At 47.6% G+C, this 24,474-nt stretch carries 18 protein-coding genes and 1 pseudogene; 11 read left to right on the top strand and 8 right to left on the bottom strand.

All coding sequences use genetic code 11. From position 1 onward, the window contains the following. Positions 1–264, top strand: a pseudogene (locus QUB70_RS24500) (hypothetical protein); the annotation flags it as partial. Between the two features lie 35 nt (positions 265–299). Then, positions 300–584 (top strand): transposase, encoded by a 285-nt coding sequence (locus QUB70_RS32770; protein WP_442927817.1) that lies wholly within the window; start codon positions 300–302, stop codon positions 582–584. Between the two features lie 179 nt (positions 585–763). Here the strand turns inward: QUB70_RS32770 and QUB70_RS24510 are convergent, their stop codons facing one another. Beyond that, positions 764–1,933 carry a DUF58 domain-containing protein gene (locus QUB70_RS24510; protein ID WP_332983997.1) on the bottom strand — a complete coding sequence of 390 codons (1,170 nt, stop codon included), beginning with the start codon at positions 1,931–1,933 and terminating at the stop codon, positions 764–766. A gap of 290 nt (positions 1,934–2,223) precedes the next feature. On the opposite strand from QUB70_RS24510, the gene QUB70_RS24515 reads away from it, so the two are divergent. The 5 genes from QUB70_RS24515 to QUB70_RS24535 all read left to right on the top strand — a co-directional run bounded on the left by QUB70_RS24515 (position 2,224) and on the right by QUB70_RS24535 (position 9,800). Continuing rightward, the gene (locus QUB70_RS24515) at positions 2,224–3,507 is read left to right on the top strand and encodes a type IV pilus twitching motility protein PilT (protein ID WP_332983998.1); all 1,284 of its coding nucleotides are present in this window, start codon (positions 2,224–2,226) and stop codon (positions 3,505–3,507) included. Positions 3,508–4,085: 578 nt separating this feature from the next. Continuing rightward, positions 4,086–5,717 (top strand): polysaccharide biosynthesis protein, encoded by a 1,632-nt coding sequence (locus QUB70_RS24520; RefSeq protein ID WP_332984000.1) that lies wholly within the window; start codon positions 4,086–4,088, stop codon positions 5,715–5,717. 542 nt (positions 5,718–6,259) lie between these two features. Next, entirely contained in the window at positions 6,260–7,465 is a 1,206-nt protein-coding gene (locus tag QUB70_RS24525; RefSeq protein ID WP_332984001.1) for a glycosyltransferase family 2 protein, read from the top strand. 163 nt (positions 7,466–7,628) lie between these two features. Continuing rightward, on the top strand, positions 7,629–9,476 hold the full coding sequence (locus QUB70_RS24530; RefSeq protein ID WP_332984002.1) for an AAA family ATPase: 1,848 nt from the start codon (positions 7,629–7,631) through the stop codon (positions 9,474–9,476). Between the two features lie 75 nt (positions 9,477–9,551). After that, on the top strand, positions 9,552–9,800 hold the full coding sequence (locus QUB70_RS24535; protein ID WP_332984003.1) for a DUF4926 domain-containing protein: 249 nt from the start codon (positions 9,552–9,554) through the stop codon (positions 9,798–9,800). Positions 9,801–9,817: 17 nt separating this feature from the next. Here QUB70_RS24535 and QUB70_RS24540 read toward each other — a convergent pair whose 3' ends face one another. From QUB70_RS24540 to QUB70_RS24565, 6 genes are all read right to left on the bottom strand, one after another. Continuing rightward, positions 9,818–10,150, bottom strand: coding sequence for a DUF5615 family PIN-like protein (locus tag QUB70_RS24540; protein ID WP_332984004.1), 333 nt, complete (start codon positions 10,148–10,150; stop codon positions 9,818–9,820). After that, positions 10,147–10,377 (bottom strand): DUF433 domain-containing protein, encoded by a 231-nt coding sequence (locus QUB70_RS24545; RefSeq protein WP_332984006.1) that lies wholly within the window; start codon positions 10,375–10,377, stop codon positions 10,147–10,149. The genes QUB70_RS24540 and QUB70_RS24545 overlap by 4 nt, the downstream gene beginning before the upstream one ends. A 583-nt stretch (positions 10,378–10,960) precedes the next feature. Continuing rightward, a complete protein-coding gene (locus QUB70_RS24550) occupies positions 10,961–11,515 on the bottom strand; it encodes an NYN domain-containing protein (protein ID WP_332984008.1) in 555 nt (184 codons plus the stop codon). A gap of 194 nt (positions 11,516–11,709) precedes the next feature. Beyond that, positions 11,710–12,570, bottom strand: coding sequence for a glutamate racemase (gene murI, locus QUB70_RS24555; RefSeq protein WP_332984009.1), 861 nt, complete (start codon positions 12,568–12,570; stop codon positions 11,710–11,712). 154 nt (positions 12,571–12,724) lie between these two features. Continuing rightward, positions 12,725–14,515: an N-acetylmuramoyl-L-alanine amidase gene (locus QUB70_RS24560; RefSeq protein ID WP_332984011.1), complete on the bottom strand. Its 1,791-nt coding sequence runs from the start codon at positions 14,513–14,515 to the stop codon at positions 12,725–12,727. Between the two features lie 1,238 nt (positions 14,516–15,753). Next, positions 15,754–16,776, bottom strand: a complete 1,023-nt coding sequence (locus tag QUB70_RS24565; RefSeq protein WP_332984013.1) for an alpha/beta fold hydrolase — start codon at positions 16,774–16,776, stop codon at positions 15,754–15,756. 811 nt (positions 16,777–17,587) lie between these two features. On the opposite strand from QUB70_RS24565, the gene infC reads away from it, so the two are divergent. The 3 genes from infC to QUB70_RS24580 all read left to right on the top strand — a co-directional run bounded on the left by infC (position 17,588) and on the right by QUB70_RS24580 (position 21,900). Next, complete coding sequence (gene infC / locus QUB70_RS24570; protein ID WP_332984014.1) at positions 17,588–18,124, top strand: translation initiation factor IF-3; 537 nt, start codon at positions 17,588–17,590, stop codon at positions 18,122–18,124. 104 nt (positions 18,125–18,228) lie between these two features. Next, positions 18,229–21,273 (top strand): HEAT repeat domain-containing protein, encoded by a 3,045-nt coding sequence (locus QUB70_RS24575; RefSeq protein WP_332984015.1) that lies wholly within the window; start codon positions 18,229–18,231, stop codon positions 21,271–21,273. 150 nt (positions 21,274–21,423) lie between these two features. Further along, positions 21,424–21,900, top strand: coding sequence for a Crp/Fnr family transcriptional regulator (locus tag QUB70_RS24580; protein WP_332984016.1), 477 nt, complete (start codon positions 21,424–21,426; stop codon positions 21,898–21,900). Between the two features lie 260 nt (positions 21,901–22,160). Here QUB70_RS24580 and QUB70_RS24585 read toward each other — a convergent pair whose 3' ends face one another. Then, on the bottom strand, positions 22,161–22,505 hold the full coding sequence (locus tag QUB70_RS24585; RefSeq protein WP_332984018.1) for a DUF4870 domain-containing protein: 345 nt from the start codon (positions 22,503–22,505) through the stop codon (positions 22,161–22,163). A gap of 102 nt (positions 22,506–22,607) precedes the next feature. On the opposite strand from QUB70_RS24585, the gene prfC reads away from it, so the two are divergent. Next, a complete protein-coding gene (prfC, locus tag QUB70_RS24590) occupies positions 22,608–24,236 on the top strand; it encodes a peptide chain release factor 3 (RefSeq protein ID WP_332984020.1) in 1,629 nt (542 codons plus the stop codon). The last annotated feature ends 238 nt before the right edge of the window (positions 24,237–24,474 follow it).

A 24,474-nucleotide genomic window follows, 5' to 3' on the forward strand; every position in this document is an offset into this window, starting at 1 on the left:
GCTTCCAACGAGGCACTCCTAGCCTATGCGGTCAAACCTTTTTATCGAGGCAAGAAAGTCACAGTAATTGGTGCAATTAGTTTCCAGCGAGTAGTGGCATTAATGACCATAGATAACTCGATGGATAGCCAAGCATTTGAGGTGTTTGTCGAGCAATGTTTAGTGCCACAATTGTGGTCGGGAGCAGTAAGCTGTGTTGCATCTAGATTGCCTATGGTATTAGAGAGGGAGAGGGGGAGAAGGGGAGAGGGGGAGATGATTTGACGATTTTTGATCGGGACTCGAAATATACAATTTAAATGCACAACAGCTTAGTAGTGATGGATAACTTACCAGCAGCGCATAAAGTAAATTCAATTAAGCCTATGATTGAAGCGGTGGGTGCTTCTATCTTGTGTTTGTCCCCATACTCTCCTGATTTTAATCCAATTGAATTATGGTGGTCGCAACTTAAATATTTATTGCGAAAGTTTTCGCCAACGACCACTAAAATGGTTGACACCATAATTGCTGTGGCTCTTGACTTAATTAATCCGAAACATCTCAAAAACTGGTTTACTAATTGCTGCTACTGTACCTCATAACATCCGGAAGTGCTGTAAATTAAGCTCTCTCTCTACAATTAAAATGTTGTGGGGTGGACACTATTAGCCCGCCCCAAATATGCGAGCAAAAGGGAAAAAGCTTGTGATAGCTGAAAACTTATGAAGTTAATCTTCATAACTAATCGCTCTTCCCAAAGGAGCTTGCGTTCCGGAATATCTTAATAACTAATCGCTCTTTCCAGAGTATCTTGTAACTGAAGTTCTAAGGGGCGGTCGGAGCGAATTTCTAAACCGGGTAACTCGTTTTTGACTAACATTTTTTCGCCTGTTTCAGCAGTGGCGCTCGGCCAAAGTACCCAGCGGCTGCCCAGGGAAAGAGTGCTTAAGCTTGCAGAGTTTTGAGTCAGCCAAATTATCGGCAGTTTAGGCCGATTCTCAACAGCATCTTCCCCAGCATTAACCGCAGCTAAAGTTTCCAAAACTACCCGGTTCCCCGAAACGAGTCCAGTCCCGGCAGTCCAAAGTTTGACGTTTAACAGGCGCTTGCTAGCATAGAAGTACAGGGATGCAGCTACAGTTACGGCTCGTTCAAATTCTTCTGGCTGCCACGCCGCAGCGCTGTCGAGAGCAATAATAATTTCTTGACCGCCGGCTGCAACTTCTAACTCTCTTACCCGCAGTTCTCCGTAGCGGGCGCTGGTGCGCCAGTGAATCAGGCGTGTGGGGTCTCCGTGGCGGTAAGGTCTCAGGTTGCGGGTGAGCCCTTCGGTTGCAGTTTGCGATCGACTGCGATTGTAAAATTGCGGACTGTCTTCTTGACCGATGCGATCGATCAAAGGGCAAGTGCTCAACGGCAAAACTTGTGGATACACAACCGCCACCGCTTTGACTGGGCGGCTGCGCCGGCACCAAAACAACCCTAAAGGCGCCGCCGTCCTCAAGTTTACCTCTTGCCAGCGATAGACGCCGCGCTGCCGGACTTCCAGGTAGTATGTATCCCTGTATATACTTAGAGGCTGTATCACCTCGATCGGGCGGACGATCGGTTCTCCCAATACAAACGGCAAGATATCTAGGACTTGCAACAAAGTCTTAGGTTCGCGGGCGCGATTTTCGATTTCTAGTTCGACGGTGATTCGATCGCCCGCACTCACCGGTTCGATGGGGCGGCGGCTGACTTCCAAAGAACGGAGCGATTTTGCAGGCAAAACCGCCGCTACTCCCAACAGCGCCAAACTCCCACCGCTGAGCGCGTACAGCCACCCAGACATTGTATTAGTCGCAGACCCAAAAAAGAAAACCGTCATCCCCGAGAGCAGCCAACCCGCGTAGGCGGGGGTGACAGCGCGATTTTCGAGCCAGTCGGCAATTTTGTGACCGATGTTCATAGGAGTTTAAATTGTTAATTGCTCGATCGCCCCATCAAGCCTAATTGTAAAATATTCTCAGCATTTAACACCGAATTAGCTGCGAGCCATTAGATTAGAAATCGGGCATTTTTTCGCAATAAATCTACATTGACCCCGCCCAAAAACGGATACCGTGCCACGTACACTGAGTCAGGGTCGATCCCCAAATTTTAGACTCTAGTTCCTGCTTCCAGATTAATCTGTGGAGTAAATCTAAAATCTAAAATCTAAAATCTAAAATCTAAAATAGACTGACTGGAGAGCCAAAAATGAACCCATTAAACAATCCTACACCCGTTCGACCAGAGGCTCAAGCCCGCCGAACACCGCCGCCGCCGCCACCCTTGGTTCAAACTCCCGCGCCGAGTGCGCCCCCCCCTGCCCAGCAGCAGCAGCAGCGGCAGCAGCGGCCTGTTGAGACACCCCTGAGCACGATCGAACAAATGGTCAGAGATGCCCATAGCGCAGGAGCTTCAGACATTCACATTCGAGTCGGCCAAGTACCTAGATTTCGGATTCGTGGCGTGATGCAAGTAGCAACCAGCCACCCTAAAGTAACGCCAGAAATTTTTGAACATTACTTAGCCGAAATTCTCACCCCCGAACAGCGAAAACAGTTTGCAACTACTAAGGAATTAGATTCAGCAATTTTTTACCCAGGCTTCGTGCGGTGTCGGCTAAACTGTTTTGATTCTCTCAGCGGCGGCGCCCTAGTATTGCGGTTAATCAGTTTAGAAATACCTACTATCGATTCCTTGAGGTTGCCAGAAGTTCTCAAAAATATCATCTTGCGATCGCAGGGATTAATATTAGTTACGGGGCCTACCGGTTCGGGAAAATCAACAACAGTAGCTGCGATGATCGACCACCTCAATCAGATGGAGCAGAAGCACGTAGTTACAATTGAAGACCCGATCGAATTCATTCACCCTTCTAAAAAATGCTTGGTCAGCCAGCGGGAAGTCGGCTTGCATACCCACGAGTTTCAGCAGGCTTTGCGGGCAGTGTTGCGGGAAGATCCGGATGTAATTTTGATCGGGGAAATGCGCGATCGCGTTACCATCAATACAGCTTTGCAAGCAGCTCAAACCGGTCACTTAGTATTGGGAACTCTCCACACTCGCAGCGCCATTAACGCTCTTAACCGATTGTTGAACCTTTACCCGCCCGAGGAACAACAGGCGATGCGGATTCAAATTTGCGATTCTTTAGTAGCGGTAATTGCCCAACTTTTGCTGCCAACAGTTGACAACCGCCGCGTCGCAGTTCACGATATTTTGGTGAATACACCTGCCATGCACGATTACTTGATGAAAGGTGCTGATGATGAAGCTTTCCGGTTGATGGAACATGATACTTACGAAGGAATGCAGATTATCAACCAGGGTCTTTACAAATTAGTGCTTGAAGGCAGAGTGACGATCGAAGAAGCGACAAAAACTTCTCCCGAAGCCAGCGATTTAGACCGTCGCTTGCGGACTGGAGGCTACGATGCTGCTGACGCTCGCGGCTTTGAAGGCAGCAAAAAAGAACGCAGCGTTCGCGCCCGCTAGCAGCACACATACAGGGGTAGGCACAGCAGCACTGCCCCACCCATCGGGTAGCAATCTTTTGGGCAGACAGAAATATAGGGCGCTGTTGTAAGTATCTTTTACGTAAATTTTTACTCTATTTAGTAGCTAGTAATACATCTTACTTAAGTAGTAAAATGCTATAGAATCAATGTCAAGTATATTGTTAAGTTTTTTAAACGCCGACCATACTTTACATTAACTTTAAAATTGCGTGAAAACTTGCAGGTGATTGCAAAGAAATAGTAAAGATATGTACTGAGTATTGCCAACACCCAGCAACTTAAGTTTATAGTTGTAGTGACCAATTTTTGAGAGAGAAAGTTCAGACTTTGCCGATCGCCAAAGTAAGCAGTTCAAAAAAGCGCTTAAGAAAACTACAACTAGGCTTAATAAAAGCAATTAGTAGCAGATCCGAGCGCGTGTCTTTCCGATTAAGTAGCTTTCAGTCTAAAAAATCCTAAAAATAAGCAGAGTTTTAAAGATTCTGTTCCTCGAAAATCTGTTTAACAACTCGCTTATCAGCAACCGTGTTTCTATAATTTAAAGGAGCCCAAAAAGTGAAGAGTGCATTTAACCCCTCAGAATTGTTTGAAGGTGCCAGCAAGGCCGAAATAATCGATCGCATCCAGCAGCTAGTTCCTCCGGGTTCCCCCGAACCGCAAGAGCCTGAAATCCTAGCAGCCTTACAAACTCTCACCGCACAGCTAATCTCGGCCTATCAAGCCGACGGACAATTAGAAAGCGAACCATTTAGCGACGTGTGCGATCGCACCATTCACCTGTACGAGTCCGCCTGCTGCCGCAAAATCAAAGGAAAAACCATCCTGATCACCGGTGGAGAAGGATGTGTCGGCAGTTTCTTAATCGAAAAACTCCTCGAACTAGGCGCAACGAAAATCATTTCCGCAGACAACGCCCGATGTCAAAACCCCGAAGAAAATCTCCCGCTTTTTACCAAAGAAGGTGCAGTAACTTTCTATGCCGTTGACATTCGCAACTTCGAGGCGCTGAAACACATATTTGAGGTAGAAAAACCAGAAATTGTTTTTCACTTAGCAGCCCAACGCCAACCCGGACTAGCTGAAATCAAAATCCGAGAAACAGTTACAACCAGCCTGTTAGGATGCAAACACATCATCCAACTCTGCGAAGAATACGGCGTAGAACACTGCATCTTCTCTTCCACAGGCAAAACATCTCGATATTTTACAACCGAAGTTTACGCCGCCTCGAAGAAGTTTGCTGAATGGCAATTTGCCAAAGCAGCTCAAGAAGGAGATGTCACTTACGGGATGGTTCGCTTTACTCATATGTTGGAAAATAGCTTGTTCTGCGAGCAAATGTCCAAAAAAGTACAGCAAGGTAAAACTGTCAACGTTCATGCTCCCCACCGCTACGTAACCGCTCAAAATCTTGTCGAAGCCGTACATTTATTGCTGAATTCACTGGTTGTGTCTGTCCCCGGAAAACTGAAATTTGTCGCCGTGCGCAATCTGGGTTGGCCGACAGAAACCTTGGAAGTAGCTCTTTATAAAATTCTTGAATCAGGCAAAAATCTGCCGATTTATTTTCAAGGACTTTTGCCGGGATACGAAGAACCGTTTTTCCTGGGACAGTTTGACTGGCAAAAACCTACAGACATTCACCTCCTAATTAATGTTCTGGAAGATCCTTTTAGAATTGTTGACGATTCTGGCGATATGGTGAGTGTAGAATTAGCTCCTTTTTCTTTGCGCGTGTTAGATAAACAAGTGTCAAAGCTGGAAAGCTTAATCGTCGATCCAGATTTTCCGGAAGTGCAAATCAAGCACGCTCTTGTCGCAGCGGAAAAAGAAGTGATTGCTTCCTCTTTTGCGTGGAGTTTGCCCCAAGACTTGTTGAAGATTTTGCAGTGGGGAATCCATCCGAAGAAATTGCAAGGTTACGGAACGGAAATCGCTGACTACAGCGAGATTATCGAACTCCTTCTGCAAGGAATTTACGGCAGACTTGATAAAGAAGTGTTGCACAGTGCTGGAGTTACTGTTGATGAATTTGATGACTTAGTTGAGAGTCTTTCGACGCTGGATTCTATTCAAGCAGAAGTGGGATATTTGCGATCGGTGTCGAGATATCTCAGAGAATTTGCACCCGCCGCACAGTTCACCACCAAAAAATCGCAACCTCTTGCTGTCCGCGATGCAGCGTAGCTTGAAAATAGTTTTGAGGAAAGGAGATTGCTTCCTGACTGGCAAGCCACAGGGGATGAATGAGTTAAACATCGACTATAGCGGTTCTCAGAAAGATGAGGTACGTAGTTGGGCTTCAGCCCTCTTAGTTTAGGGTTATATAAGCTGTCAGTCATACCTCATCTTTTTGAGAAAGGTGATAAGTGTTTAGTTGATGAAAGACATAACACCCAGAGACCCGGTTTTCAACCAAAACCGGGTTTCTCAATTTTCGGCCTGTTTGAGGTTTAATTAAATTGATTTACTTAACATTGTCAGAATCGACAGGGTATGATATTATTTGCTATTGCACAACCGCAATCAAATTAATTTGCAGTCAGGACGGCAGTCCTAGTAGTTTTATGAGGACTTAAGTCATCACTACAAACGTTATAACGGTTATTTTACCGGACATGATATGATAGTTTAGATAGCGTTGCGCACTGAGTTAACAAAGGTGCAATAAGAAGATTAAATGAACTCAATGACCGCAGTAAATAAAATTAAATTAAGGTACTAGAATTGTGCAAATTAATCAGCTACCCTTCCTATTTATTGATTTTGTGCTATTGGCGATCGCCCTAATCCTGTTAATTCCCGTTGCAGTTCTATTTCTAGAATGCAGTGCAGCTTTCCTGTCGAACCTCGCCCCCACAGACGAAACAAAAGAGCCCCGCCCCAAAATAGCAGTTTTAATTCCCGCCTACAACGAAGCAGCAGGAATTGCCGCCACTATCTCCACCATTCTGCCGCAGCTAACACCTCAAGACCGCCTGTTAGTCATTGCTGACAACTGCACCGACGCCACGGCAGAAATCGCCCGCAACTGCGGTGCAACGGCGATCGAGCGCCAAGACACAGAACGCAAAGGCAAAGGATACGCACTGGATTTCGGCTTGCGGTCGATCGAATCTGACCCCCCAGAAGTAGTCATCATGGTTGACGCAGACTGCATCTGCGGGCCAGACGCAATAGAGAAATTAGCCCGGGTGGCAATTGCCGAACAAAGACCGGTGCAAGCAACTTATTTAATGGAACAGCCACCAAATCCTACCCCGAAAGATTCGATTTCTGCTTTAGCATTTTTAGTTAAAAATTTAGTCCGGCCCAGCGGATTAAGAAATTTGGGACTCCCATCATTGCTAACAGGTACCGGCATGGCTTTTCCCTGGTTAATCATTCGAGAAGTTTCTTTAGCTAGCAGCAATATTGTTGAAGATATGCAGATGAGTTTGGATTTGGCGATCGCCGGACATCCAACCGTATTCTGCCCCGAAGCCAGAGTCACAGGATGTTTGCCGCAGCAGCAGGAAGTAGCTAAAACTCAAAGAACCAGATGGGAACACGGACACATCCAGACACTGCTAACTCAGACTCCCAGGCTGGCGACAGCTTCGATCGAGCAACAGCGTTTTGACTTAATGGCGATCGCCCTCGACTTATCCGTCCCTCCCCTATCGCTTTTAGTTGCTATCTGGCTAGCCGCCTTTGCCACCTCCTTACTAGCAACAACCATCGGAACATCACCGATTCCTGCTATCTTGTTAGGAGGACAAGGACTGCTAATTTTAGTTTCAATTGTCAGCGCTTGGGCAAAATTCGGCCGTGCCGATATTTCCGGCGCAACTCTTTTATCCGTACCTTTTTACATCCTGTGGAAAATCCCTTTGTATCTAGGTTTTATCCTGAAGCGGCAAACCAAATGGGTGCGAACAGAACGCGATGTTTAGTATTCGGTATAATTATGTAGGGTGCGTCAGCCAGATACTTGACTCAAATCAAAAGTCTCGTTTCTGACGCACCTTACGACGAATAAAGGGCAGCGCACAAAACTCCATATTTAGTATCAGCAGCAAAGCAAACGACTATTTTGTCCCTTCGGAACCTAATTTCATGTACTTTAAGCACATTACTCTGAGAAACGTCGGTCCAATTGAAAAGATTAACTATGACTTTCCATTTAGCAATGATGGTAATCCTAAACCGCTTATTTTAGTTGGCACAAACGGCTCTGGTAAGAGTATTCTTCTTTCGTACTTGTTGAATGCTCTAATGGCTGCACAGCAGGTTGCTTTTGATGATGCAGAAGTAGAGGAAGGTAAAGTCTATAAGCTTCGTAGCCCTCAGTACATAAAAAATGGAGCGACATACTGTTATGCAAGGGTGAACTTTGGGCCTGATTTTAGTTGCTATGAGTGGCAGCTTGCTTGCTCACGAGAAGATTACGTGAAAAACTTTGGCGATCCAGAAATCGATAATTCATTTGGGGAGATTCCTTTGCATGAAACATCAATATTCAACACAAATATTACTAATAATCCATTAGAAGTCTCGAAAGAATTCAGAAGTAATTGCGTATTATACTTTCCAGCAAATCGCTTTGAACAACCAGCATGGTTAAATGCTCAAAATCTTAATGCTACGGCGGAATTCGTCGAAATGCTAAGAGTAAATAGAGTCTCAAATCGCTGGATCATTCAGCAATCGCCACTTACTGTATCTAAAAATTGGCTGATGGGTATTCTTTTAGATAGAGTTACTTATGATCTAAAAATATCACCGTTCCCCATCCCGTATGATCCTAGGAAAATACTTCCCATAATGCCTCAAATATTGTCGTATAGCGGAAGTTCTACCAACATTTGGGAGGCCACCACACAGCTTATTAAGCTAATTTTTAGAACTGAGGATAATATTCGCTTGGGAATCGGGCCTCGGCAGAATCGCACTATATCTATTATGAAAAATGAGAGAGAAGAACTCATCCACAATATTTTTCAGCTTTCGACAGGTCAAACATCAATTCTCAACATTGTCTTATCAATTCTACGAGACTTTGATATGTCTGGTGCATCCTTTGAAAAATTAGAAGATGTGAGTGGAGTAGTTATTATTGACGAAATAGATGCACATTTGCACGCCGATTTACAGTCAAATTTGTTACCAGCAGTCATTAAGATGTTTCCCAAAATTCAGTTTATTCTCACTACTCACTCACCATTGTTTTTGTTGGGAATGAAAACACTGTTTGGCGATACTGGATTTGAAATTTTGTCTGTTCCAACAGGGTTGAACATTGGTATTGAGGAATTTGAGGAATTTCAATCCGCTTTTGATTTTTATAAAGACTCCAATACATTTCGACAAAAAATTAAATCTGAGATAGAGCAAGCCCAAAAGCCAGTTATTTTTGTTGAGGGTGACTACGATATTAAATATTTAAATAAAGCTGCTTTGCTTCTTGGTAAAGAATCGATTTTAGACCAGATTATTTTGTGTGATGGTGACGGTTATGGCAATCTCGACAATATTTGGAAATCCTGCAATAATAAGCTAGCGATAGCTTTGCCAAACATCATTGGTCTAATATACGATTGTGATACAAAGAAGCAAACCTCTGACAAGGATATGGCTAAGAAACGTGTTATACCCACAGTTTCTGATAGTCCTATCTCAAAAGGGATTGAAAACTTAATCCCAGCAAAGAGAATTAAGGAGCTTCGAGAATCACATCCTCAGTTTTTTGACATAACACCAAAAGTGGAAAAAACTGTTCGTGGAGTACCAGAGATCCAGCCAGAGATTTGTGAAATAAATAAGTCTGAGAAGCGAAATCTGTGTGAATGGTTATGTACAAACGGCACTATCGAAGATTTTGTTCAGTTTAAAGTTGTATTCGATTTAATTAAAGAGATCGCTGGGCTAGGTAATCAACAATTTGTATCGCTAGAAGATGCTTGACAAACAGCGCTAGATTATCATTGACTTGTTAATCCAGATTCCGCACCCGCTCTATAGTGCCTGGAGGTAATAAGAGTGGCAAAGAATACAGTCAAATTGCTAGATGTTGTTGCCTTGACCGTTGACATTCCTGAATACAACCTGCGGCGCGGACAAGTTGGGACAGTGGTTGAACTGTTGGCTGATGGTGCAGTGTTTGATGTTGAATTTAGCGATCGCAACGGACGCACTTATGAATCTGTCGGATTGCGAAGAGAGAAAATCATGGTGTTACACTTCCAGCCAGCACCACCTGATATCAAGCCTGAGATAGTTACAGCGTAAGCAGGACTACCCTTAAATCAATGAAGCTCTAAGCAGTGAATGCTAGAATTACTTAAAAGCTCTTGAATCGCTTCTTGTCCAGAGCGGATCAGAGTTTCAACTTGATTGGTGGGTGCGTTTCCACATCTTAACCACACTACTTTCGGTGGAGAACTATACAGCCGACTTCTTTCCGTAAAGTCTGCATCTTGAGTCACAATACAGAAATCGTTCAACTTGGCGAAATCCCAGACTTCTGTATCTGTTTTCTCTGCTAGCCCATGCAACTGAACATGGCTAGCATTAGGAAAAATGTCAGCCAAGCGAGTAACTAATTTTCGGCTCAGATTTTGATCGAATAGTAGTTTCAAGCAGCACTCACCGAAGCAACTAAACGATGATCGCGATCGGCAAAAAACTCTAAACAGGCTCTAATGTCTGTTTCTGTCAGTTCTGGGAAGTCGTCAATAATCTCAGTAATAGACATTCCAGAAGCCAGCCAGCCAAGAACATCGTAAACAGTAATCCGCATCCGACGAATGCAGGGCTTGCCACCTCGCTTATCCGGCTCTATGGTGATGATGTCGCGATAGCTCATGATACAGATAAAGTGTTTGCATTTACATTATAGAAAAACATATCTGAACATAAACAAAAAAAATCTGAAGCTGGAAAATTCCAACTTCAGACTTTTACTAACTCCCCGGGTAGGATTTGAACCTACGACCAATCGGTTACACTTATCCCAACGTTTCCGAAGGGCGCGGACTATTTCATCATCCCTAAAACGCAGACTTATCATCTGTCGCGGGATGTCGGGCGCTGTGAGATTTATTGGTTAGGCTCCTCATCTCTAGTCTCTGCACCTTTCCGGCTACTTGCGGTCGAAACCACTGCCTTTCGCTGGACTTGGCTCAAGATTGCCGCCACCCGAAGTGCTGCGGTTTCCTTGAATTCACCCGATTTTTCAGTACCCGTTACCGGATAGAGCTGCTATGTCACTAGGGCTTTTGGTTGATGCCAAAGGCTTGCATTCATTACAGCCGACCGCTCTGCCACTGAGCTACCGAGGATTGAGGGTTTTTGCTACCCACATTTACTAACAATAGCTGAACTTACTGGATTTGGCAAGGCCTTTTGCAAAAAGTTTTTTTTCTCATGCAGCAAGCGGGTTTGGGCCGCTAATGCAGCCCCATTCTCATTCTGGCGAGGCGCTGCTGGGATTCGGGATCGAGGGAACTGGCGAGAAAACGACTGGAATTGTGTTTGCGGGATTTGTGCTGGCGCTCGCTGCGGCGGGCGGTGGATTCTACGTCAGCCGCTAGTTGTTCGGCAGACATCCATTCAGCACCGTAGCCGACTACGGTCAATTGCTGCGCTCGGTCTGAGGTAGCGACAATCATGCGACTCTTTCCCGATCGCGATCGCAACTCGTAGCGCAAACTAGCACAAGATTTTTCAATATAAGTATCTGCTGTCTGACCGAAGTCAGTGTAGTGCACCGATAAATTTTTAGTAATAATTTCTTTAACGCTGGGAGTATCCCGATAGTGCGCGTCAAACACGAGTCTGGCCTCAAAATCTTGAACGGCGCTGTAGTTAACTAAAATCTCTATTAACTCGCGGCGAGCTGTTTCGAGTTCGTCGCGATCGCGCTTCTCTCGGAGTCGAGGCCAAAGTCCAATCATGTTATAGCCGTCTACAAGTAAAACTGCTTGCGATACATAGGGTGACATGGTTCAAGGCTGAAGAGCTCCAGCAGATATAGGACATTATTTGCATTGTTAATCAAAGCTTTTGTTGCATTTTATTACAAATTGATGTCTAATTGCTAGGTTCGATCGCAATAATTAAACCCCCCAGATCCCGAAGAGCCTGGGATGTGGGGGGTAAGATTTGTTCGATCTTTCCAACCGATAAATTTTCCGGCTTATTCGACAGATTCCAGGGATACGGGCGATGGCTTACGCCCCGCTTCGCTACGTACAACCGCCGGCAGAGATATTTTCTCAACCGCAGGAGTGCAGCCGAGCCACTGCACCGACAAGTCCGCAAACTGCTGCGGCGGGCCGCTGACGCAAAAACGAGTCGGCAGCGCAGCACCAGCATTCCGCAGCCCCAAAATCTCCAACTCTCTAGCAGCAGCAGCCACCACCCGCACCGCAGGATCGATCGGCGTCACCCCAGCAGGCAAAATCGAGCGCAGTACCGGAGCCAACAGCGGATAATGAGTGCAGCCATAAATCAGCGTATCGATGCGCTGCTGAATCAAAGGAGCCAAATATTCCCGCGCCACCTCAGAAGTATAAGGATCGTGAATCCGGTTTTGCTCCACCAGCGGCACAAAAGCCGGACAGCTAACCTGCCAAACCCGACAAGAATCGTCCATTTCCAAAATCGCATTTCGATAAGCATTGCTAGCAGCCGTAGCAGGAGTTGCGATGACCCCGATCCGCTTGCCTTGCTGCACCGCAGCCTGCGCCCCCGGCAGAATTACTCCCAGCACCGGAATATCAAACTCAGCCTGCACCATCTCCATCGCCAAAGCAGAACTGGTGTTGCAGGCCATAATGACCATTTTCACATCCTGTTCCATCAGCCAGGCCATAATTTCGCGGACAAAATGCACAATTTCCGACGCCGCGCGAGTGCCGTAAGGCAGCCTCGCCGTATCTCCAAAATAAAGTATCGATTCGTTGGGCAATTGTCGGTACAACTGGGTCAAAACAGTCAAACCGCCCACACCGCTGTCAAAAATACCGATTCTTTGCTGTCCAGAGTCTGTTGTCATTTGTTAATAATTAGTTGTCAGTTGGCAGTTCTGTTGGCAGTTGGGAGTTGGCAGTTGTCATTAGTTACTGATGCCCCATGCCCCATGCCCCATGCCCCATGCCCCATGCCCCATGCCCCATGCCCCATGCCCCATGCCCCATGCCCCATGCCCATTATCTTTGTTGAAGATAAAGCAAAATGCCGCGAGCGATCGAAGCCGCCATTTGACTGCGGTAAGCTGGGTCAGAAAGCCTAGCAGCATCGTCAGCACCAGTCACAAAACCCACCTCCAGCAAAACAGAAGGCATAGAAGTCTTTCTCAAAACGTAAAATCTAGCCTGCCGCACCCGGCGGTCAGCCGCCCCCGTCCCCTCCAAAATACTGGCGTGAATCACCCTCGCCAAATCTTGGCCGTTATTGAAATAATAAGTCTCAATCCCACTGATATCCGGCCGGCTCATATTAATCGCATTAGCGTGAATGCTGACAAACAAAGTAGCATTCACCCGTTCCGCCAAAGAAACTCTCGGTTCCAGGTCGATTTCGCTGTCGTCAGTCCGAGTCATCACCGCCTGCACCCCCTGCTGTTCCAGCAGCCTCGCCACCTGAAACGAGATATCCAAAACAATCTCCTTCTCCTGAATGCCCTGAATCCCGACGGCCCCCGGATCGCGGCCGCCGTGGCCCGGATCGATCGCTACCACGACACGACGGTTAGAAACTTGGGGCAAATCGCCCGTTCCGAAAGTCCTTGTCGGCAAAGGCTGCGGATTGGGAGTGCGAGTCAAAGGCGGCTGCGCGCTAGCATTCGATCGCAACTGCAAAGACAGCAACTGCGGGCTCTGTCTCGTCACCCTGCCTACCTCTACCCCCGATCGCGGCTGCACCCAAATCACCACAGTCTCCGCGTCTTCTTGGCTGGCCGTAAACGATACAGGACTGTTGGCATCGAGCTGAGGAATTTGCCCCGCCAGAGAACTAGAGGCGATTCTGAGCCAGTAAGCTCTCGAAGCCTGATCCCACCCGCTGGTATAGGAAACTTGGCGGTCAGTTCTCACCACCAGTTGCGTGCCGTTACTGCTTAAATCAATTGACTGAACTCTCGCTAAATTTCCTTGAGCTTGTCTCTCAGGAACAGCTACAGGTAGGGGGCGGCTCAGGGCTGGCGGCCTCGCGCCCCCCGGCAACAGCACAACCGAGCCCAAATTGTTCACAGAGGCCCGCCACTGAGTATTAGAACTCTTCATCCGCAAAGTCACGCGGGTAAGGGGCGGGTCTGTTGGCAGTTGCCTGACTTCAATCTTGTCAACCCCGTGCTTGCCGTTCGTTTGAGGCTGTTGTCCGCTCTGGCCAGGAGCTAAAGTAGCTCCTTCTATATCGAGAGTGGCGATGTCCCCGGCCCGACTTTGTTGAAAATTAATTTGGGGGCTGCCGCCCGCAGTGCGGACTAACAAACCGTCCGCCGTCACCTGAACGCTCTGAACTACCGTCGCCTCGGCCGACTGGGCTTGGGATGCCGAAGGTTCAACCGATAACCTTTCTCCCCCAGGCTCTGAAATCGGATTTTGAGTTTCTCCCCGCACCGGCGCCGGCAAATCCACTGTCCACTCGCTCGGAGAAATCCCCCGGAATTTTACTTGCTGGGGGTCTAGAGTAAATCCGTCTCTGATCTCGACCACAATTCTGGTCGTATCGCCGTCAAACTGCCCTACTCGCACCGATTCGATCGCCCCTGAGAGCGGTTTGCTGATCGAGGGACGGCCCAGACTTGTCCCCGGCAAGTCGATTACCAACCGCGTGGGGTTGAAAATCAGTTGAGCTTTGGGTTGCACTCCCCCGTCTGTTCTAATGTAAAGCCGGTTCTCTGAAGCATCAAACCGCCAAGATTGCAGTCTCGCTGCTTCGGCGGCTCCGGCGAGCAAAAATACACTTAAGAAACTCGGTAGTAGCCAGTGGAATTTCACGACAGTTTTTTCCTCGTTTGCGTTACTGCCAAAAGCTGGAAGGGCGCTGCTTGCTCGATCGGCTTTCAGCAGTTAGCCGCCAGCCGACCGGGGGCTTCCGACCGTCAGTTGTTGGCTAAATTGACTTTTTTATGCGTTAACAGGCTCCAAAATGCCAGATTCTGGCATTTTTGAACTTGCCCGTATACTTGGGGGCGATCGGTTATAAGCTGACTGAAAGATTGTTGGTACAAGGGAAGGTATTTATTTTTAGGAGCAAGAAACAAGGTGTTTCAATAAGCTAGAAGGTACGAGTTAGAAGGTAGAATTTTGCGGAGCTTCAAGGGAGAGGTTTGAGCGCTCTTTAATACTGGCGAAGCTCGTTGCGGCAAGGGTAATAATCCGCTTGACTGTTAGGTTTTGTTCTAACTTTTCCTAGACCACCTCGACAACTTAACAACCTATCTCGGAAACAATCCGGATTTCCAAGATTGACGTGACTTTTGAGGGCTGCCAAATATTAGTCCCAGACAAACTGGCATATTTTTTTGGACAAGCGTTTTTGCTGACAGCTTGAGAGTTAAATACAAGTACATAGCGCCCCTGCTCTCTTTTTTTTCTGGATTTTTTATAGTCAGGGATTTTCTGAGCTGCTTGAAACTTAGTTGAGCGATCGCGCCTGCCAATGTGACACTATGATAGCTAGTCCATGCTGTCTGCATTAACCGGAGAGTGTTTTGTTTTTCCCAGAGCGGCCAATGCTTTGTCATTAAAACTATTTTTGAGTGTACGATCGACAGCCAGAGCATTGGTTGGTTGACCTGGGAAAAAGTTTTGACCGTAGATTTTTGACCCCAGGTAGATATAGTTATCGAAGTTGTCAAGTTTTTACAGACAGCAAAAACAATCGATCGGCTTCTGGATAAAACCTGTGATTTGGTTTGATGACTTGCCTTTCGACTAACTGCATAACTTGTATGTGTACTACCAGTTAGAGAAGATACACTATCTTGGTGATTGTGTCAATCTCTGACTTTCTGAAAAAAGCGACCCTAAATAAAAGTAGATACATGACATCACAGAAAGACGGAGACTTACTTTCCCGCAAAAGTCGCACAGAGCAAAAAAGTTGTTTAGGTTAGTTCAAGAGTTTTGTAATACCATACCACCGGGTGCGATCGAATTCTAGCAACTTTATTTTTGAGCGGGATCGATGCCCGCAAGTTATTTTTGTCAGCAACGCACCGCCCCGTGTCTAATCAACAGCGCTGCAATTCGCTCTCGCCCACAGGTGCAAAATTCCGGCTCAACCAGTTCAAAATTGCTTCATTTACTTGTTCCGGGCATTCATCCTGGGGACAGTGGCCCGCATTGTCTAACTCAACTAGCTCTACACAATTGGGATTGCATTCGACAAATTGGTGGGGGCGGGCGAACCGAGGGGGAATCATCCGGTCCTGTTTGCCCCAAATTAACAGCATCGGGATTGTTAAATTTCGCATCACACTCTTGACACCGGAACCGACTTGTGCGCTGCCTACAGCTTTAAATAAAGCGCAGAAGGCGCGGGCGGAACCCCGATCGGCCGCAGGCCCTGCTAGAATTTCCACTAATTCGTCGGTAACAGCTTCGGGGTTGGCGTAGGCAAAGGCAACCCAGCGGCGGACAAAGGAAGGCTTGCGGGCAAAATAAAACAGAGGCCTGAGTACGATCGGGGAAACAAACCAACTTTCAACTGCCAGAACCGCCGGGAGCAGCCATCCGGGCACCGCCTCGGCTCGCACAGAGGGGTCTGGGAGGCTAATCATCACCGTGCCGGCCACCATGTCCGGGTGAGCAGCCGCCGCGGCCAGACAAATCAGCGAACCGATCGAGTTTCCTGCCAATACCACGGGCTTTCTGATAAAAGTCAACCAAAAATCATAAACTTGATCGACCCACAAAGACACAGAATAGTTGACCGGAGCTTTTTGGGAAGCGCCAAACCCCAACAAATCCAAAGCGTAAACCGTGTGGTTTTCGGCGAGTGGGGCGAGATTTTGCCGCCAGTGGCCGATCGAAGCTCCAAACCCGTGCAGTAAAATAATTGGCGTTCCCGATGCGCGCAAACCAATAGGTTCGGCCGCAGAATCTTGAAATTCGATCGCGCCGCCCTTTCGTACCCTATTGGGCCGCAAATAAGTGTAGCGAGTTTGCCAACCCCGCCACATCCAGTCTCGTTGGCTTCCCACCCGTTGGTGCCATTGCAGAGAATTTGTCAATTTTGCCTCAGTTCGCAACATAAATTTACACTTGCTTATACTAATTCTATAAGGCAAATCAGGCGACTTGGGGGACTTGCCAGACGGGGCTGTATGGGTAGCAAAAGCCGTTTTACCGAAAATTTGGGTTGAAAGCCCCGTTACTTCGACCCTTCGGCTACGCGGTTCCTGAGCCCTTCGACTACGCGAGCGGATAAACTACGTCGAAGGGCAGCACATCGCCTTGCAGGACGGCTTTGATGATATTATGTCTTTAGCGGTAAAGCGCATACATAAAAAACGAAGTAGGTCAAGCGGACGACTCCCGATCCGGAACCCTGGTAGTAAAAATCCTGAATCTTGTACAAATGTGGGAGTCAAGCAAAAATTCAAGAAATCGTTTCAAACGCGGTCGGGCAGTCCGTGTACGCTTGTGGACGTATCCAAACGGGGAGATTTGAATATTTTGTATTCGGGTTTCTAGGGAGGACGGATGAAGCAAGAATCCTCATGCCTTTAGGCCCAGGAGTGTCAACTCATCCTTAACCATTGAGCGTGAATTTTGGATTGTTTTGTCGGGCGGGCTTTCTTGGCGGGCGATCGTGTGTGAAGTTAAAATAAAACTACGCAGAAACTCAGCCAGACTGAGTAGAATAGCAAGTATTGTAAGAATTCATTTACGATCGTCCAAATATTCCCCAACGATGAAGCTGAAGGGAGACCAGGCGCGGTAGTACGTCCGGTAAGGGTAACACCTTACAAAACAGTTCGATCGGACAAGTGAAATATTGACCGGTCAAACCTGTAACTATCAAGAAGCTTCACTATTAAACTACTGCTTGCAAAACCATTCATGCCTGTGATTGAAAGAAGACAAAATCGCAACCTACCCCAGATCAACGAAAACATTCGATACCCCAAAATCCGGGTGATCGATACCGACGGCGCGCAACTTGGGATATTGACTCCTGCTGAAGCGCTGCGCGTCGCAGAAGAAAAAGAACTCGACCTCGTACTTGTCAGCGACAAAGCTGACCCGCCCGTATGCCGGGTAATGGACTACGGGAAGTACAAATTCGAGCAGGAAAAGAAAGCGCGAGAAGCCAAGCGGAAGCAGCACACTGCTGACGTAAAGGAAGTGAAGATGCGCTACAAAATTGAAGAACACGACTACCAAGTGCGCCTCAAACTAGCAGACCGCTTTATCAAATCCGGGGACAAAGTAAAAGCCACGATCATGTTCAGAGGTCGGGAAATCCAACACAGCAACCTAGCAGAGGACTTGCTCAAGCGCATGGCCACAGATTTGCAGGAAATCGCAGAAGTGCAGCAAGCCCCGAAAAAAGAAGGACGCAGTATGATGATGCTGCTGTCGCCGAAGAAAGTATAAATAGTCATTAGCTATCCGTCATCAGTCATAAACTGGTGACGGATAGCTGATGACTTCCTCTCGTTCGTCAGGAATAAGCTACCACACAGGGAAATCAACGCTGCATGGAAAATTTTCAAATCAGCGGTTCGGCGGGAGTAAGACAAGGAGTGCTGCGATCGCTCAACCTGCGATCGGAAGAAGTAGAGCGAACCGTACTGATGTTCCTCGTCTACACTCTAACCTCCGTCGGGCTGATCTGGCTGGAACTGAGCACGGTAGGTCTGTTTTTAGACGAGTACGGTGCCGACAAAATGCCCTATATTTACATAGCCAGCGCGTTTATCGGTTCGGGCTTGGGATTTGTCTACTCGTGGCTGCAAAAAATTCTGCCGCTGAGGCGCACCGTCGTAGTTGTTCTGGGAATGATGTCGGTACCGCTATTTTTGTTTCGATTTGGCATCGGCTATGAAAATACTAAGATAGCTGGCATCAGCGTCGCTTTTATTACTATTTTTTTGATGTGGCTGTGGGTGGAAGCTTGCTATGTCTTGAACGATCTCAACACTTCCATCACTTCCAACCAACTGTTTAATATTAGAGAAATCAAGCGCACCTATCCGCTAGTCAGCAGCGGCTATCTAGTAGCTGGAGTAGTCAGCGGATTTTCTCTGCCTGTTTTGCTGTATGTAGTCGGACTCAAAAACGTTACCCTGATATCGGGGTTGATGGTGGCGACAGGCTCAGTGTTGCTGTACTACCTCACGGAAAAATACCGCCAAGCATTCCCGGAAACAGCTCACTGGACGGATGACGACGAAGACGACGACCAAGAAGAATTTACCGCCCGCAAAGTAACAGGCCCGCTCCAAAAATACGCCGTACCTCTAGTCAGTTTCTTCATCCTCGCAGAAGTCGTCTACGTGCTGGTAGATTTCCAATTCTACAGCCAGCTAGAATACCAGAACCCGGGGGACGGTGCGAGCTGGATCGCTAGCTTCCTGGGCATTTATGAAGGCATACAAGGCTTGTTTCAAGTGGCGACTCAGTGGTTCGCTTCGAGCCGCTTGGTGGAAAGAATCGGTGTATTCGTGACGGCGATGATTTTGCCAGCGGGTATCGCGATACTCGGGGTGCTGACCATAGGAGCATCCCTCGGCCAGCTAGTATCTGTGTTCATCGGGCTGATATTGCTGAGATTTTTAGACGAACTGCTGCACTACACGCTGTTGGAAACCGTGAGCCCGGTTTTATTCCAACCGATTCCCGACAATATTCGATCGGGCATTCAAACTCTGGTCAACGGTGTGGGCGAACCTTTGTCCTGCGGAGCTACAGGAGTCGGCATCTTGATTATGCTGTGGGTGACAGAGAAGATACTCCCCCACCAAGACGAAAAGGCATTTCACGACGAGCAAAGTTTGGTATTTATTGGCGCGATCGTAATATTGGCGCTGGTGTGGGTGTTTGTGGTGTGGCTGATCCGCTCTCAATACGTGGGTTTGTTGGTCAAAAGTGCGGAACGCGGACGCTTGGGCGTCACCGACGTTGACCTCAAAGCTCTCAAGCGCGCAGTGGTGGAAACTTTGGAACAGCCCGGAGGCGAAGATGAAAAGCGCGCTTGCATCGAACTCCTGACCCAAATTGACCCCAAAAATGTGGGAGAAGTTCTGGCTCCCCTCCTCGATTCGCTTTCCCCAGTTTTGCAGCGCCAGAGCTTGGAAACTATGCTGCAACACCCGAATCCCGCATATTTAGAAGCTGTCCGCGCACTCTCGGAGCAATCCTTGCCGCCGGAGGTGCTGGCCTTGGCTTTGCGCTACATCTGGCTGACGGAAGCTGAACCGAATATCGATAGCTTGCGGCCTTACTTGCAGCCGACCGTCGATCCGGTGGTGCGGGGTACGGCGGCTGCTTTAATTATGAGAAGGGGCGATCGCCAGCAAAAGGCAGAGGCTACTAACACGCTGCGGCAAATGCTGACGCACAAACAAGAGCGGGAACGTGTTATGGGGACGCGGGCTCTGGGAGAGGCTGATTATTTGCAAGGACTGCGGCTGCACATCCCCAATCTGTTGCAAGATGAATCTCTGCGAGTGCGCTGCGCTCTGTTAGACGTGATTTCGTCTACTCATTCTGAAGAATATTATCCTTCGCTGCTGCGCGGACTCGGTTACAAATCGACTAGGGATGCAGCTTTGCAGGCTATAGTCAAACTTCACAACGACGCCATTCCTTTGCTCGTGTATTTGGCTGAGGACATCCACAAGTCGGATTTGGTCAGGTTGCAAGCTTGGACGGCTCTGGGTCAAATTGGGACTCCCGAGGCGATCGACATTTTGGTCGGCAATCTGATGACGGCTTGGGGAACTACGAGGCGCAATATCCTCCGCATCCTGTTGAAAATGCCTTCGGAAGCGGGGATAGAAGGAATTCTAGACCGCATCGGCCGCAGCGGCTTGGAAACTCTCATCGAACAGGAGTTAATGTTTATCGGTCAAATTTATGCGGGTCTGGTAGATTTGTCTGGGGTGACAACCTACGGCAATTTCTCCGATCGAGATGCCAACAGCGCCGGGACACCAGGAAACGATACGGCTCAATTGTTGCAAAGGGCTCTGATGGGGTTGGAAGCTGATGCTACGGAGCGGTGTTTTTTGCTGATGAAGTTTCTTTATCCGCTGGACACTGTACAAGCCGCTGCTTTTAACATCGCTTCGGGTCAACCTTCTTTGGTGGCTAGGGGATTGGAGATTCTCGACAATACTGTGGATATAGCTAAGAAGCGATCGCTCCTCAATTTGTTCGATCAGCACTCGGAAAGAGAAAAATTGAGCAATCTCTCCGAATTGATGGTTTACAAACCTCTAGCCCCTAGCGATCGTTTGCGCCGCTTGCTAGAATTGCGCCACTTCCTTTCGGATTGGGCTTTGGCCTGCTGCTTTCACTTGGCTAGGGAAGCGCGCTGGAGCCTTACCGCTCAACAAACTCTAGTCTGCCTGCAACACCCGACGGGTTTTGTCCGCGAAGCAGTGTTAGCCTATTTGAAAATAGCCTCGCCTCGGGCTTTGCTTGAATTGTTGCCGAGGCTGCAAGATGACCCCGATAATTTGGTATCAGCTCAAGTTGAAGAGATGATGGCAGAGTTGGGTGCTGGGGGAAAAAGGTAAAGAAGGAAGAAGGAAGAAGGAAGAAGGAAGAAGGAAGAGGGAAGAAGGAAGAGGGAACAAAAATAAACTATTCGCAATGCCCAATGCCCAATGCCCAATGCCCAATTCCTCTTCCTTTGTTTAAGTTTAAATCAATCACTGCATCGCATTATGTTAACTAGCGTCGAACGCCTATTGTTTGTCAGGGAAGTTCCGATTTTCAAGGAACTGCGGGATGATTTTCTCGTGCGTCTAGCATCGGTAATGGATGAACTTTCGTTTCCTTCCAAGCACAGGATTTTTACGGAAGGACAAGAAGGCCGATCGCTCTATATTTTGGTATCGGGAACGGTGCGGGTTCATATAGGCGATCGGGATTTGGCACAGTTGAAAGCGGGGGCTTGTTTCGGGGAAATGTCGCTGTTTGATGCAGAACCTCGATCGGCTTCTATTTCTACTGTCGAACAATCCGAGTGTTTGATGTTGACTCAAATGCAGCTCTATGATGCGATTGATGAAACGCCGGGAATTGCTGTGAATATTATTCGCTTGCTGTCGCGCCGGATTCGCGAGTTGAATCAAAAGTTGAATGCTAAAGAGGCAGTTATGCCACCGACAGAGACGGTAAGAGTGGCTGAAATGCGATGAAAGTTGGGAATTGGGAATTGTGTTTCAGCAATTCAGATCAGACGGCGGTTGAAACCGCGTCTACACAAACGATGTCCGCCTCCGCGGACTGAAGATGAGATAGGAGGTAATTTTAAGCGAGCATTCTTCAACCCGCAGGCGAGTGGGTTTTGTTTGTATAGAAGCGGTTTCAACCGCCCAGTCGTCTATCAAACCATTAAAAACCCGGTTTCTGCAAGAAATCGGGTTGTTGAAATCGATGCTGAAGGGCGATTTATTTTCTAAACTATTCGGAAAATAAAAGGGTAGCGGTAAGGTTGGTTAGGATCTTGCAAAACGTGGAGGATAGCCATTATTGTCAGTCCCCAATGCAGCAGATAACCTAGGGGCACTAAGATAAAGCCGGCAAGACCGAAAGTGACGACAGTTAACACCACAATTAGGGTGCTGTACAGCCATACATTAAGGTGAAAATTGATGGCTTCTGTGGCGTTTTCTTTGACAACGGGGTCATCTGATACTAACAATACAGCGATCGGCGCTCCGATCGAGAACACTAACGTGCTGAAAAAAATTGCCCCGTGACACACCAGTGATAGCAGCTTCCGCTTGTCGGAGTCGTACATATTACTTTTATTCCTTGACTTTACTGATAATTTTACCTTCAATAGCAACTCTAGCACAGGCTATAATGGCGATCGGGTGATGATTCCCCTACCTAATTTGTAATGACAACTGAACTCGAAACTGAACTGCTAACTGCCGTTGAGCGCCGGCGCAACTTTGCTATTATCTCGCACCCCGACGCGGGTAAAACTACTTTGACAGAAAAGCTGCTGCTGTACGGAGGTGCAATTCACGAAGCAGGTTCTGTGAAAGCGCGGCGGGCTCAGCGACACGCTACATCTGACTGGATGGCGATGGAACAGCAGCGGGGAATTTCGATTACTTCTACTGTTTTGCAGTTTGAATATCAAAATTATCACATTAATCTGCTCGATACTCCGGGACACCAAGATTTTAGCGAAGATACTTATCGAACTCTGGCGGCGGCTGACAATGCGGTGATGCTGGAGGATGCTGCTAAGGGTTTGGAACCGCAAACTCGCAAGTTATTTGAAGTTTGTAAGCTGCGACGTTTGCCTATATTTACTTTCTTTAATAAGCTCGATCGCCCTAGCAGAGATCCTTTGGATTTGTTGGACGAAATTGAGAAGGAATTGGGCTTGCAGACTTATCCGGTGAATTGGCCGATCGGTACGGGCGATCGCTTTAAAGGTGTTTTCGATCGCAGAGGGCGCAAAATTCACTTATTCGAGCGGACTAAACACGGTTCTCGCGCTGCTGTTGATACAGTAGTTGAATTGGGCGATCCGCGCATTGAAGATTTGTTAGAACAAGACCTTTACTATCAGCTCAAAGAAGAGTTGGAACTGCTGGATGAGTTAGGAACTGAACTGGATTTAGACTTGGTTCGGGCTGGGAAAATGACTCCGGTTTTCTTTGGCAGCGCGATGAGTAATTTTGGGGTCGAACTGTTTTTGGATGCGTTTTTAGATTACGCGATGAAGCCGATCGCCCGCAACAGCAGCGCCGGGGAACTTCCGCCAACTTATGAAGATTTTACCGGGTTTGTGTTTAAGTTGCAAGCGAATATGGACCCGAGACACCGCGATCGGGTGGCGTTTATTCGGGTTTGTACGGGCAAGTTTGAAAAGGACATGAACGTGACTCACGCTCGGACTGGTAAAACGGTGCGTTTGTCAAGACCTCAAAAGTTATTTGCTCAGGATCGGGAGTCGATCGAGGTTGCGTATCCGGGCGACGTGATCGGTTTGAACAATCCGGGAGTTTTTGCGATCGGGGATACTATTTACACCGGTCAAAAACTGGAATATGAAGGGATTCCCTGTTTTTCTCCTGAACTTTTTGCTTTTTTGAGAAATCCCAATCCTTCTAAGTTTAAGCAGTTCCGCAAAGGCGTTTCGGAGTTGCAGGAAGAAGGCGCAGTGCAAATTATGTACTCGGTTGATGAGTCGAAACGCGAGCCAATTTTGGCGGCTGTCGGACAGTTGCAATTTGAGGTGGTGCAGTTCCGAATGCAGTCGGAATATAATGTGGAAACTACGATCGATATGTTGCCTTACAGTGTAGCTCGTTGGGTTGACGGCGGTTGGGATGCGCTGGAAAAAGTTGGGCGGCTGTTTAATACGGTGACGGTGAAAGATAGTTGGGGAAGGCCGGTTTTGCTGTTTAGGAATGACTGGAATTGCCGTCAGGTGGAAGGGGAACATCCTGTGTTGAAGTTAAATGCGATCGCCCCTGTGGTTTCTGGTTTAGCTGTTAGTGCGGAGTAGGGAAACCCTGATAAGACCGGGCGAATGGAATTCGCGGCGACACAAACAAAACCCGCCTCCGCGGGTTGAGGAGAATAATTAGACCAGGCGGTTGAAACCGCGTCTACACAAACAAAACCCGCCTCCGCGGGTTGAAGAAAACACGATCGTTGAAATTACATCCCACATTCCGCAGATGTGATTCATCTTACTGGTATTTTTGAGAAATTCCAGCCATCCAACTTTTTTAGTCTAATTT

The sequence above is a fragment of the Microcoleus sp. A003_D6 genome (assembly GCF_036702825.1).
GTDB lineage: Bacteria > Cyanobacteriota > Cyanobacteriia > Cyanobacteriales > Microcoleaceae > Microcoleus.

What these genes read in the sequence shown, in the direction of transcription:
- QUB70_RS32770 (WP_442927817.1), top strand. Translation starts at nt 300, where the DNA reads ATGCACAACAGCTTAGTAGTGATGGATAACTTACCAGCAGCGCATAAA.
- QUB70_RS24510 (WP_332983997.1), bottom strand. Translation starts at nt 1,933, where the DNA reads ATGAACATCGGTCACAAAATTGCCGACTGGCTCGAAAATCGCGCTGTC.
- QUB70_RS24515 (WP_332983998.1), top strand. Translation starts at nt 2,224, where the DNA reads ATGAACCCATTAAACAATCCTACACCCGTTCGACCAGAGGCTCAAGCC.
- QUB70_RS24530 (WP_332984002.1), top strand. Translation starts at nt 7,629, where the DNA reads ATGTACTTTAAGCACATTACTCTGAGAAACGTCGGTCCAATTGAAAAG.
- QUB70_RS24545 (WP_332984006.1), bottom strand. Translation starts at nt 10,377, where the DNA reads ATGAGCTATCGCGACATCATCACCATAGAGCCGGATAAGCGAGGTGGC.
- QUB70_RS24550 (WP_332984008.1), bottom strand. Translation starts at nt 11,515, where the DNA reads ATGTCACCCTATGTATCGCAAGCAGTTTTACTTGTAGACGGCTATAAC.
- murI (WP_332984009.1), bottom strand. Translation starts at nt 12,570, where the DNA reads ATGACAACAGACTCTGGACAGCAAAGAATCGGTATTTTTGACAGCGGT.
- QUB70_RS24565 (WP_332984013.1), bottom strand. Translation starts at nt 16,776, where the DNA reads ATGTTGCGAACTGAGGCAAAATTGACAAATTCTCTGCAATGGCACCAA.
- infC (WP_332984014.1), top strand. Translation starts at nt 17,588, where the DNA reads ATGCCTGTGATTGAAAGAAGACAAAATCGCAACCTACCCCAGATCAAC.
- QUB70_RS24575 (WP_332984015.1), top strand. Translation starts at nt 18,229, where the DNA reads ATGGAAAATTTTCAAATCAGCGGTTCGGCGGGAGTAAGACAAGGAGTG.
- QUB70_RS24580 (WP_332984016.1), top strand. Translation starts at nt 21,424, where the DNA reads ATGTTAACTAGCGTCGAACGCCTATTGTTTGTCAGGGAAGTTCCGATT.
- QUB70_RS24585 (WP_332984018.1), bottom strand. Translation starts at nt 22,505, where the DNA reads ATGTACGACTCCGACAAGCGGAAGCTGCTATCACTGGTGTGTCACGGG.
- prfC (WP_332984020.1), top strand. Translation starts at nt 22,608, where the DNA reads ATGACAACTGAACTCGAAACTGAACTGCTAACTGCCGTTGAGCGCCGG.